The 10,196-nt window shown below is 73.8% G+C and carries 13 protein-coding genes; 8 read left to right on the forward strand and 5 right to left on the reverse strand.

Features of this window, described 5'->3' with window-relative positions:
• Positions 1-40: 40 nt before the first annotated feature.
• Positions 41-583, forward strand: coding sequence for a MarR family winged helix-turn-helix transcriptional regulator (locus tag QFZ64_RS32775; RefSeq protein WP_307071098.1), 543 nt, complete (start codon positions 41-43; stop codon positions 581-583).
• A 57-nt stretch (positions 584-640) separates the two neighbouring features.
• On the opposite strand, the gene QFZ64_RS32780 is transcribed toward QFZ64_RS32775, so the two are convergent.
• Positions 641-1,189 carry a MarR family winged helix-turn-helix transcriptional regulator gene (locus tag QFZ64_RS32780; RefSeq protein WP_307071099.1) on the reverse strand — a complete coding sequence of 183 codons (549 nt, stop codon included), beginning with the start codon at positions 1,187-1,189 and terminating at the stop codon, positions 641-643.
• A gap of 345 nt (positions 1,190-1,534) precedes the next feature.
• Here QFZ64_RS32780 and QFZ64_RS32785 point away from each other — a divergent pair, with 345 nt between their 5' ends.
• Genes QFZ64_RS32785 through QFZ64_RS32795 form a run of 3 tightly spaced genes read left to right on the forward strand, consistent with a single transcriptional unit; the run spans position 1,535 to position 3,079 of the window.
• Positions 1,535-1,924 (forward strand): hypothetical protein, encoded by a 390-nt coding sequence (locus QFZ64_RS32785; RefSeq protein WP_307071100.1) that lies wholly within the window; start codon positions 1,535-1,537, stop codon positions 1,922-1,924.
• The gene (locus QFZ64_RS32790; protein ID WP_307071101.1) at positions 1,917-2,492 is read left to right on the forward strand and encodes a NifU family protein; all 576 of its coding nucleotides are present in this window, start codon (positions 1,917-1,919) and stop codon (positions 2,490-2,492) included. Before QFZ64_RS32785 ends, QFZ64_RS32790 begins: the two co-directional genes overlap by 8 nt.
• On the forward strand, positions 2,489-3,079 hold the full coding sequence (locus QFZ64_RS32795; RefSeq protein ID WP_307071102.1) for a DUF5947 family protein: 591 nt from the start codon (positions 2,489-2,491) through the stop codon (positions 3,077-3,079). The genes QFZ64_RS32790 and QFZ64_RS32795 overlap by 4 nt, the downstream gene beginning before the upstream one ends.
• A gap of 107 nt (positions 3,080-3,186) precedes the next feature.
• On the opposite strand, the gene QFZ64_RS32800 is transcribed toward QFZ64_RS32795, so the two are convergent.
• Entirely contained in the window at positions 3,187-3,915 is a 729-nt protein-coding gene (locus tag QFZ64_RS32800) for a pyridoxamine 5'-phosphate oxidase family protein (protein ID WP_307071103.1), read from the reverse strand.
• 269 nt (positions 3,916-4,184) lie between these two features.
• Between QFZ64_RS32800 and QFZ64_RS32805 the strand changes: the two genes are divergently transcribed.
• Positions 4,185-4,616, forward strand: a complete 432-nt coding sequence (locus QFZ64_RS32805; RefSeq protein ID WP_307071104.1) for an ATP-binding protein — start codon at positions 4,185-4,187, stop codon at positions 4,614-4,616.
• A 174-nt stretch (positions 4,617-4,790) separates the two neighbouring features.
• On the opposite strand, the gene QFZ64_RS32810 is transcribed toward QFZ64_RS32805, so the two are convergent.
• Positions 4,791-5,627 (reverse strand): SAM-dependent methyltransferase, encoded by an 837-nt coding sequence (locus QFZ64_RS32810; protein ID WP_373430706.1) that lies wholly within the window; start codon positions 5,625-5,627, stop codon positions 4,791-4,793.
• 222 nt (positions 5,628-5,849) lie between these two features.
• Here QFZ64_RS32810 and QFZ64_RS32815 point away from each other — a divergent pair, with 222 nt between their 5' ends.
• Entirely contained in the window at positions 5,850-7,172 is a 1,323-nt protein-coding gene (locus QFZ64_RS32815) for a PP2C family protein-serine/threonine phosphatase (protein WP_307071950.1), read from the forward strand.
• 48 nt (positions 7,173-7,220) lie between these two features.
• Here QFZ64_RS32815 and QFZ64_RS32820 read toward each other — a convergent pair whose 3' ends face one another.
• Positions 7,221-8,327, reverse strand: coding sequence for a galactosyldiacylglycerol synthase (locus QFZ64_RS32820; RefSeq protein ID WP_307071106.1), 1,107 nt, complete (start codon positions 8,325-8,327; stop codon positions 7,221-7,223).
• A 222-nt stretch (positions 8,328-8,549) separates the two neighbouring features.
• Positions 8,550-9,044, reverse strand: coding sequence for a lamin tail domain-containing protein (locus tag QFZ64_RS32825; RefSeq protein ID WP_307071107.1), 495 nt, complete (start codon positions 9,042-9,044; stop codon positions 8,550-8,552).
• 237 nt (positions 9,045-9,281) lie between these two features.
• Between QFZ64_RS32825 and QFZ64_RS32830 the strand changes: the two genes are divergently transcribed.
• Both QFZ64_RS32830 and QFZ64_RS32835 read left to right on the forward strand, forming a co-directional pair.
• Entirely contained in the window at positions 9,282-9,869 is a 588-nt protein-coding gene (locus tag QFZ64_RS32830; protein WP_307071108.1) for a YbaB/EbfC family nucleoid-associated protein, read from the forward strand.
• Positions 9,866-10,195 carry a hypothetical protein gene (locus QFZ64_RS32835; RefSeq protein WP_307071109.1) on the forward strand — a complete coding sequence of 110 codons (330 nt, stop codon included), beginning with the start codon at positions 9,866-9,868 and terminating at the stop codon, positions 10,193-10,195. Before QFZ64_RS32830 ends, QFZ64_RS32835 begins: the two co-directional genes overlap by 4 nt.
• The last annotated feature ends 1 nt before the right edge of the window (position 10,196 follow it).

Here is a 10,196-nt window from a genome sequence, read left to right on the forward strand (position 1 = left end):
CGGCCGGTGCCCAGGCCCCGCCTCGCGATAGAAAGGGCCCATGGCGCAGCGCGACACTGACACGGACGACGTCGAGGTCACGGACGACGTCGAGGGGGTGACCCGGGCGGTTCTCGCCGCCTCCCGGTTGCTGATGGCGGTCTCCGCCCGCTCGCTCGCCGCCGTCGAGGACGGGGTGACACTGCCCCAGTTCCGCATGCTGGTCGTGCTCTCCACCCGGGGCGCCACCAAGCTGGTCACACTGGCGGAACTGCTCCAGGTGGCACCGTCCACGGCGATGCGCATGGTCGACCGGCTGATCGCCGCGGGCCTCGCCGCGCGCGAGGTCAACCCGGAGAGCCGGCGCGAGACCCTGCTGACCCTCACGGACGAGGGCCGGCGCACCGTCGCAGGCGTCGTCGCCCGGCGCCGCGCCGCCATCGCGTCCATCGTCGAACGGCTGGACCCCGCGCACCGGACCGCGCTCGTCGAGGCGCTCGCGGCGTTCAACGAGGCGGGCGGGGAACCCTCGTTCCCGGTGCCCGACGACGCGCAGGCGCAGGCCCTCGGCTGGGGCGAGCCCGGCCTCACCCGCGACGTCTGACCCGCCCCCGCCGCGGGACGCGTCTCGGACGCCCACGGCCCGGACGGCGGCGGGCTCCTACACCGGCAGGTCCGCCGCCCCCGTCGGCCGCACCGGTGTCTCCTTTGGCGTCAGCGCGGGCGGTTCGCCGCCCGCCTCGCCGAACGCCGTGAGCGCCTCGATCAGGGAGGCCCGCTGTACGGGCGCGAGCCGCCGTACGATCTTGGTGACCTCCTGTCGGCGCCGTGCCATCACCCGGTCCACCACCTGACGGCCCTCCTCGGTGAGGGTCAGCAGGGTCTCGCGGCGGTTGTCCGGATTGACCCGCCGGTCCGCGAGGCCCGCCGCGATGAGCCGGTCCACCATGCGCATCGCGGTCGACGGGGCGACCTGGAGCAGCTCCGCGAGGACCACCAGCTTGGTCTCGCCCCGGGTGGAGAGGACCACCAGCATCCGGAACTGCGGCAGCGTGATCCGGTCCTCCACCTCGTCCAGGGAACGGGCCGACACCGCGACCAGCAGCCGTGAGGCCGTCAGCACCGCACGCGCCACGTCGTCCACCTCTCCCGCCGACCCCACGTCGCCCACCGGCACGGCACCGCCGTCCGGCCTCTCGCTCCCGGGCATGGGACCCTTCCCCTCGTTCCCCGTCATTCCGTCGTTCCCCGTCGTTCCCCGTCGATCCGTCGTGCCGCGCCGTCCACCACCCGCGCCGCCCGGACCACCCCACGACGCCCCAGGTCAGGGCACCCCTGGCGGCATTCTCCCGCAACGGCGGCGCCGGCCTTCCACCCCCTCACCCCAATGCCCCCGACAGCGCGCGGGACCGGGGTCCCGGTGGCAGCGTGAGGGCGGGCGTGGGCGCAGGACGAACGGTCGCCTCGCGGCAGCAGGAGGCGACGGCGACAGGGGACGCCCCGATGACCGCGGCCCACGACCGACTCCGCGACCGTCTCCGAGGGAGCCGAGCACATGACCACCGCAACCGTCGTCACCGAGGTGAGCCGGGCACCCGAAAACCTCGAACCGGTCCCCGGACCACCCGACCGTCCCTCGCCCACGTGCCAGGTGAAGCTCGGCTGTTCGGCCCCGGTGGTCGACTGCGCCGTGCCCGAGCACGGCGGTACGGACGGTTCCGGCGGCTGCCCCCAGGCCGGCGACGTCTGCATCGGCTGCACGGTGCCCGGCTTCCCCGACGCGTTCCTCCCGCTGAGGGACGACTCCACCGGCGACACTCCGCCGTCCGCCCTGATCAGGCCCTATGGGGCGGTCATCCGGCGGCTGCGCGGCATCGTCGGCACCGCCGCCGCCCGGAAACCCGAACGGCACCCCTCGCGGACCCGCGGAGCCGACCATGGCTGAACACACCACGGCCGCGTACGGCCCCGGCGGAGACCGGCTCGACGACTCGGCCGTCGAGGACCGCCTCACCCGCATCGACGATCTCCTCGGCCGGGTCGAGGAGGCGCCCGGACCCATGGCGCAGGCCGCCGTCGAGGCCGTGGGCGCGCTCACCGAGGTGTACGGCGAAGGGCTCGCCCGGATTCTCGACCTCGCCGACGAGGCGCTCGTCGCCCGGTTCGCCGAGGACCAGCTCCTCGGCCATCTGATGGTGCTGCACGACATTCACCCCGACCCCGTCGAGCGCCGGGCCGAACGCGCCGTCGACGGACTGCGCACCATCGTGCGCGAGAGCGGCGGCGAGATCGAACTGACCGGCATCGACGACGGCGTCGCCCGCGTCCGGCTCGACGTCAAGGGCTGCGGCTCCACCACCGCCGTTCTGGAGACCGCCGTGCGCGAGGCCCTGCTCGCCGCCGCACCGGAACTGTCCGGCGTCGAACGGGTGCGCGACCCCGAGCGGGACGCCGCCTTCGTCCCGCTCGACACCCTCACCCTCCGGCCCGCCGAACCGCAGGGGTCGCCGTGACGGCCGGCGCGCTGGCCCGGGTGATCCGCGGCGCCGCCGACCGGCGGGCCGCGGACGCCGAACGCTGCGACCTGTGCGGCGCCCCGGTACCGGCCGACCACCAGCACCTGTACGACACCGAGCGGCAGCGACTGCACTGCGGCTGCCGCCCCTGCGCCCTGCTCTTCGCCGAGGGCGGGACGGCCGGTGGCCGCTACCGGCTGGTGCCGGAACGGCGGCTGCGGCTGCCGCCCGTGGACACCGGTGCCCTGGGCGTCCCGGTCGGCCTCGCGTTCTTCGTACGGCGCCCGGACGACACGGTGACCGCCCACTACCCGAGCCCGGCCGGCGCCACCCGCTGGGAGCCCGACGCCGACGCCTGGCGGGCCGTGGTGGACCGGCATCCCGAGCTGGCCGGGATGCTGCCCGACGTCGAGGCCCTGCTGGTCAACACAACCCGGGGCATGAGCCACCACTGGATCACCCCGATCGACGACTGCTTCCGCGTGGTCGCCGTCGTACGGCGGGAGTGGCGCGGACTGTCCGGCGGCAGCCGGGTCCGGCCCGCGATCGAGGAGTTCTTCGAGTCGCTCACCGAACGGCCGTGAGCCCACCGGCGCGGCGGCCCCACCGACGTAACCGGGACGGCGTCGCGGGGCTCGTCACCCGGGCGTCCCCTCGACGGTCCACCCCCGGCGGGGGGTGCCCGACGCGCTCACACCGTGATGCGGCGCCCCGTGATCTCCACCGGATCCACCCGCACCCACATCTCCCGCTCCCCGCCCGCCCACGGGCCGCTCCGCGCCCGCTCGCCGAGCCTGCGTACCGACCCCGGGTCGGTCACCGCCCGCGCGTGCCCTCGTACCAGCACGCTCCACCCCTCGCTCAGCGCCTCGTCCACCCGGTCGACCTCGAACGCGACCCGGTTGCCCACCGCCAGCGCAGGCGTCGTCCCGGGCGCGGTGCGGAACACGAGCGCGCCGTCCACGACGCTGTAGTTGACCGGTACCACCACCGGCCCCGACACCGTGCTCACCGCCAGCCGCCCCACCCCGTGCGAGGCGAGCAGCGCCCGGCACTCCCGGACGCTCAGCTCCCTGAACGCGGGGTGCGCGGCCGCCTCCCCGCGTCCGGGCGGCCGTCCGGCAGAGGCGCCGGTGAACTCCGTGACCGTGGTCCGCAGCACGTCCGCCAGGCGCAGCAGCACGTTCGTACCGGGGGAGGCCCCGGGACTCTCCTCCAGATAGCGGAGGTAGTCCGGTGCCATGCCCGCCCGGGCCGCCGCGTCCTCCCGGGTCAGTCCGAGCTCCCGGCGCCGGTGCGCCAGTCGGCGCCCGAGATCGCCGGCGCCCGCGTGCTCCGGGGTGGGGGGAGCGTCGGGCGGTTCTCCGGGACCGGAGGGGGTCTGGTCGCGGCCGGACGGCGGCCGGTGCTGGTCGGACATGGTGCCTCGCTTCCTTCCGCCGGTCCGCCGCCACGAGGCCGGCCCGGCATGTCCTGCGTCGTCGTCCTGCGTTTCCAGCTTGTCCCGGCCGGCGGCGGCCCGCCCGGGGCCGGGGGGTCCCGATACGCCGTACGCGCTCCGACGGGCCTCGAAACCCCCGGAACGGACCCCGGAGACGAAGCCGCGGTCGTCCCGGCAGGGCACCCGCAGTCATGCGGGCGTCCGGCGCGGGTACCCGGAACCGTGGACGGCACCCGGGGAGGACAACGGTGAACGAATCACTGCGAGCGGTGGGCTGGGCGCGCTCCCTGCCGATGAGTACCGGGGCGAAGACCGCCCGCGACTGGACCCGACGGCACCTGAACACGCTCGGCTGGACCACCGAAGCGCCGGCCACGGCCGACGCGGTGCTGCTGACCGTCTCGGAGCTGGTCACCAACGCCCATGTGCACGCCCGCAGCAGCGCGCAACTGGTGCTCACCTGGGACACCCGGTGCCTGCACGTCGCGGTGCACGACTCCTCACGGGAACTCCCCGTGGCCCAGCCGCCGAGCGCCGAACGCCTCGGCGGGCGCGGCATGTTCCTGGTCGACGCGCTGGCCGACACCCTGCAGACCCTGCCCTGCCCGGACGGCAAGACGGTGATCGCCTGCTTCCGGCTGCCGGACGAGCCGGACGGACCGGCCGAGAAAAAGATCTGAGATCGGCGCGCATATATGCGCGCCGAGGGGGCACCAGCAGTTACGAAAGGCTCGGCAACATGCCTACCCCCCCTGGCGGACCGAGCCTCCCGGCCCCGCCGCACCCCCCCTTCGCGGCGGGGCCGGCCCTTGTTCCGGACCGGGCCGATGGCGTGCGTCGGGGAACGGTGTCACTCACCCGGTCCTGCGGCCGACCCCCGCCAGCACCCAGTATTCCGACGGGTTGTCCGGAACGTCGTCGTCCGGCCCGGGGCGCCACAGCGGTACGTGGACCAGACCCGGCTCGACGAGTTCGAAGCCGTCGAGGAGGCCGAGGATCTCCGCCCGCGAGCGGGCGGTGACGGGCGAGCTGGCCCGGGAGCGGTACAACTTCCCCACGGCGGCGGCCGTGTCGGGACGGTCCTGGTTGGTCGCGTGGGTCATCGCCAGCCAACTGCCCGCGGGTAACGCGTCGCGGAACGCGGCGACTATGCCCGCCGGATCCTCCTCCTCGGTGACGAAGTGCAGAATCGTGATCATCAGCACGGCCACGGGCCGGTCGAGGTCGATCAGTTCGCGCAGCGGGGCGGAGTCGAGTATGTCGGCGGGGCGGCGGATGTCGGCGTTCACGATGGCCGCGTCCGGGTTGTCGGCGAGCAGTGAGCTGCTGTGCGCGACCGCCACCGGGTCGTTGTCGACGTACACGACCCGGGCGCCCGGGGAGGCCGCCTGCGCCACCTCGTGGACATTGCCCTGGGTGGGGATGCCGGAGCCCAGGTCGATGAACTGCCGCACCCCCGACTCGACCAGGAAACGCACGGCACGGCCCAAGAAGGAACGGTTCGCCCGGGCCAGGGTGCGCACCTGGGGATCGATGGCCGTGAAGGCCGCGACGGCCTCGCGGTCGATGGCGAAGTTGTGCTGGCCGCCGAGCATCGCGTCGTACATACGCGCGACGCTCGCCTTTTCGGTGTCTACTCCCTGAGGGAGACCTTCGCCGATGGGCACATCAACTCCTCTGGCGGCGAGCATCCTTGACGCAACATCATATAGTTGCCGACGTCGCGCGGGGAGGTGCCGTTCATGCCGCGCGACCGGCCCCCGGCCCCCACCCGGAAAGGCACGATCCTGCGCAACGAAGCATGGGCCCAGCCCGAGCCGGCCCCCGCCGCTCCGCCCACCACGCAGCACCGGCCGGCCGGCCCGTCCACGGACATCCCGCCCACGGACGGCCCGCCCGCCACCGGTCCGGACATGGCCGGTCTGATCGGGTCGGCACTCGACCTCCGGCTCACCGGCGGCCATGTCGTGCACTCCCTGATGCCGGAGTTCTGCGACGCGTCCTCGGTGTACCTGCTGGAACGGTGGCTGCAGCAGGAGAACGCCTACCTCACCGCCGACCCGCCGCAGATCGAGGCACGTCGGCTGGCGCTGGGAGCGGGCTTCCGGAGCGCCTCCGAGTGGGAGAGCCGGCTGCCGCTCGGCGAGGTGGTGGTCTTCCCCCGCGAGACCCCGTACGCCCGCGCGCTCGCCACCGGGCGGCCCCAGCTGCTCGACGCGATGGACGACCACACCTCCGACCGGATCACCGCCTCCCGGGGCGGCGACCCGGGAGGTCTGCGAGAGGCGCTGCGGTCGGTCTCCCTCCTCGTCGTCCCGCTGCGGCTGCGCGACGCGGCCGTCGGGGTCATCGTCTGCGTGCGCGGTCCGGGCCGGCCGCCCTTCGTCGCCGAGGACGCCGCGCATGTGGAGACGCTGGCCGGGCGGGCGTGCGTCGCGCTGGACAACGCCCGCCGGTACGAGCACGAGCGGCGCACCGCCCTCGCCATCCGCACCAGCCTGCTGCCCGCGACCGCACCGGAGTTCGAGGGCTGCCGCATCGCCCACGGCTACCTCCCGGCGGGACAGGACACGGTCATCGGCGGTGACTGGTTCGACGTGCTGCCGCGGCCCGGTCACCGGGTCAGCCTCATCGTCGGGGACGCGATGGGGCACGGACCGGAGTCGGCGGTCGCCATGATCCAGCTCCGCACGGCCGTCCGGACGCTGGCCGGTTTCGACATCGCGCCGGCCGAGCTGATGCAACGGCTCGACGCGCTCGCGTGCGACACACCGGGGGCGTCCTTCGCGACCTGCATGTACGCGGAGTGGGACGCGCGACGGCACACCTGTACGGTCGTCGCGGCCGGGCACCCCCCGCCGCTGATCCGCGGCCCCGACCGGACCGCGGGGCCGCTCACCCTCACCAGCCCCGGGCTGCCGCTGGGGCTGGGCTCGGGGACCTACGAACCCACGGTGCTGGAGGTGTCCGGGCCGACGCTCCTCGTGCTGTACAGCGACGGCCTGGTGGAGTCGCGCCACACCGACATCGACCAGGGCATCGCCCGGCTGGTCAGGGCCCTGGACACGGACGCGTCCACGACGGCGACGGGGGACGGCCTCGCCGGTGCGGCCGACGTCACGGGGCCGGACGGGTTGCGCGAACTGTGCGAGGGGCTGCTGAGGGAGGCGGCGGAGGTCGGCAGCGCGGACGACCGCACACTGCTGCTCGCGGAACTCACGCCCACGGTGGACTGAGCACGCGCGCCCGGCCGCATCCCGGCCGCGTGCCGTCCGGCACGGCGGTCACCCCGCCTCCGCCCGCTCCGTGAGCGCCAGCAGCCGGGACAGGGGGTCGCCGTCCCGGAACAGCGTCAGGCCGCGTGCGATGCGGCTCCGCCGCGCCTCGCCGTCGACGGTGAGACGGTCCAGCGCGTCGCACAACTCCTGTTCGTCGCCCGCCGACTCCGTCAGCCCCAGGGCGGCCATCCGCCGTACGCCCTCCTCGCCGTGGCCGGGGATCGGCCGGTAGCCGACCACCGGGAGTCCGGCGGCGAGCGACTGCACGGCGGTCTGCCCGGCCGCGTTGTCCACCAGGGCGCGCGCCGCGTGCAGCAGGCCGGGCATGTCGCGCACCCAGCCGGGTGCGAGGACCCCGGGGACCTGGGACAGGGCCCGGCGGAGCCGGTCGTTGCGGCCGCAGACCGCCACCGGCAGATATCCGCGATCGGTGAGCAGCCCGGCCGTCGCGGCGAGCCCGGTCGCGGCACCCCAGGCGCCGCAGGACAGCACGACGGGCGTCCGGCCGGGACCGTACCGCGCGAGGAGCGACCGCCAGGCGTCCGCGCCGGGGGAGCCGGACGAGGACTCGCCGGGTGGGCCGGAGGGGGAGTCGGCGGTGAAGTCGGGGGACACGCACGGGCCGGTGGTCAGGGCGGGCCGGCGGATGTCCTCGCGGACCTCCGCGGTGGCCTGGCCGGTGAGACACAGGTAGAGGTCGTTGCCCGGGTGCAGCCACTGCCGGTGCACGGCGAAGTCGACGACGTACACCGCGCTCGGCACCCGCAGCGCGCCCCGTGCGCGCAGATGGCCGGTCAGCTGTGCGGCGAGGTGGAAGACCGGCACCACCACGTCCGGGCGGAACCGTTCCACCCGCTCGGCCAGCCGGTCCCCGGCCAGCCGGGCCAACGGCACCCCGCTGGGCCGGCTGCCTGCCCCGCGGCGCAGGAACAGCCGGTACAGACCGGCGTACGCCCACGGGTAGTGCCGCACCGAGGACTGGTAGAAACCGCGCAGTCCGGTGCCCAGGCGGTAGGGCAGCAGTTCGAGGACGTCGAGGATCTCGGCCTCGTGGCCCAGGTCGCGGGCCCGGCGGGCGAGTTCGGCGGCCACCGTGTCGTGCCCGGCGCCCATGCTCGCGCTCAGGATCAGCAGCCGCCGTCCGTCCCCGGCTCGGGCCGGTACGGCGGCCGCCCGTGCGTCGTGTCGCCCGGGAGCGGAGGACCCGGCCGGGGAGGCCCCGGGCGCGGAAAAGGGAGGGACTCGCACCGGAGCCGACTGCCCCGCCCTTTCCCGTCCAAACAGGGCGAACGGGGGATCTTGCCCTCACGGACGGACCCGCGTCGCCGGTGCGGTTCAGCTGTGGAAGGAGATGTACCCGTTGTTGTCGCGGTCGTCGTGGGACTTGGTGTACGCGTGCACGTCGGAGCGGCTGCCCGACGGCTTGTACAGGTAGATCGTGTCCTTGTCGTTGTTCCAGAGGAAGTTGCAGTTGTCGCGGTAGTCGACGTTGCCGGCGTCGGAGTCGTTGCCGTGGCCGCCGCGCAGTCGCACGTAGTCGCCGGGCTGGAGGTAGTGGTTCGCGGTGAACGTGAACCGGTTCCCGGTCGCGTCCTTCACGACGTAGTTCTTCAGGTTGATCGTCGCGGTCCTCGAGTAGTTCTTGACCGTCAGGTACTCCTGCTCGGTGTTGCCCGACGTGCAGCTGTTGGAGTCCCGGCCCGGCGCGTCGTACTGGACACCGCGGATCTTCAGCGCCGACGAGTACTCGGCGGCCTGGGCCGGGGTGGCTATGACGGCGGCGAGGCTGCCGGCGGTGGCGGCCACGATCAGGGCATGACGCTTGCGCATGAGGTTTCCCCCCTCGGTGATGCGGATGAAGCGGATGGAGCCTACACGCCGGATGAAGGCAAAGTGACGGATGGGTGCGGAAAATGTGAAGTCGCAGATGGGGGAGGTGAAGGAGGCGTGGGAGACGGTCCGGTGACGGTCCGCAGGTGTTCCGCGGCCTGCCGGGAGGGCCGTACCGGCAGGTGAACGTGGGATGAAGAGTGCTTCCGGTTTGCCGACCGGGAAGGTCGTGTTCGCGTGATCGTCACCGAAGCCGTCGACGATCACTCCGTCGGCGTGGGGACGACGGAGCGGAGAGACTCGGTGATGAGCGGTCAGGAACCGGAACGGGCAGGGAGGTTAGGCCCGGACGACGCGCTGTGGCGGCGCGTCGCCGAGGCCAGGGCCGAGGTGGAGGCGGTCGAGGCCGCCGTGCGGGACGCCGAGGGGCGTCTGCACGACTTCTCGGCGGTCGCGCGGTCCGAGGACGGCGCCGTCGAGGCCACCGTCGGCTCCCAGGGTGAACTCACCGGTCTGCGCTTCCTCGACGGCAAGTACCGCGACATGACCGGCCTCGAACTCGGCGCGGCCGTCGTGGAGGCCGTACGACAGGGTCGCGACCGTGCGGCCCGGGAGGCCGTACAGGTGTTCCAGCCGCTCGCCGGTACCACCGAGCAGATCCCCGAACTGTCCGGCCTCGACGTCGACTGGGAGCGCTTCCTCGACCGCCACGACGACGGCCGGGGACGCGCCGCCCCTCCCCGGCCGACCCCTGGCTCCCGGCTGCGGGACGAGATCCACGAGGACGGCGACAGCGACAGCGACACGGAAGGACCCCAGCGATGACCGGACCCGCCTTCACCGCCGACTCCGACCGCATCATGGCCGGAAGCCGGGCCATCCATGAACTCGGCAGGGCCACGAAAGCCCTGGCCACCTCCGCGCACTACGCGCTCGCCGACACGAACTGGACGGGCAACGACGACTACGGGCACCAGCTCCGGGCCAAGTACATCCAGACCCGGGAGTCCGTCCTCGGGACTCTCGACGCGGTCGCGGAGGGCGTGACCGCCATCGGCGACGGCACGATCGACAATCTGGGCACCATCCTCGGCACCCAGCGCGGCGCCATGGAGAGCATCGTCCAGCAGGCCCGCGGGGGCCGTTCGTAAC

Origin of the sequence: Streptomyces sp. B3I8, from assembly GCF_030816915.1 — a bacterium.
In the GTDB taxonomy this organism is placed as follows: Bacteria; Actinomycetota; Actinomycetes; order Streptomycetales; family Streptomycetaceae; genus Streptomyces.

Coding starts and splice junctions, on each gene's coding strand:
- QFZ64_RS32775 (WP_307071098.1), top strand. CDS start 41: ATGGCGCAGCGCGACACTGACACGGACGACGTCGAGGTCACGGACGAC.
- QFZ64_RS32780 (WP_307071099.1), bottom strand. CDS start 1,189: ATGCCCGGGAGCGAGAGGCCGGACGGCGGTGCCGTGCCGGTGGGCGAC.
- QFZ64_RS32785 (WP_307071100.1), top strand. CDS start 1,535: ATGACCACCGCAACCGTCGTCACCGAGGTGAGCCGGGCACCCGAAAAC.
- QFZ64_RS32790 (WP_307071101.1), top strand. CDS start 1,917: ATGGCTGAACACACCACGGCCGCGTACGGCCCCGGCGGAGACCGGCTC.
- QFZ64_RS32800 (WP_307071103.1), bottom strand. CDS start 3,915: ATGTCCGACCAGCACCGGCCGCCGTCCGGCCGCGACCAGACCCCCTCC.
- QFZ64_RS32810 (WP_373430706.1), bottom strand. CDS start 5,627: ATGCTCGCCGCCAGAGGAGTTGATGTGCCCATCGGCGAAGGTCTCCCT.
- QFZ64_RS32815 (WP_307071950.1), top strand. CDS start 5,850: ATGGCCGGTCTGATCGGGTCGGCACTCGACCTCCGGCTCACCGGCGGC.
- QFZ64_RS32820 (WP_307071106.1), bottom strand. CDS start 8,327: ATGGGCGCCGGGCACGACACGGTGGCCGCCGAACTCGCCCGCCGGGCC.
- QFZ64_RS32825 (WP_307071107.1), bottom strand. CDS start 9,044: ATGCGCAAGCGTCATGCCCTGATCGTGGCCGCCACCGCCGGCAGCCTC.
- QFZ64_RS32835 (WP_307071109.1), top strand. CDS start 9,866: ATGACCGGACCCGCCTTCACCGCCGACTCCGACCGCATCATGGCCGGA.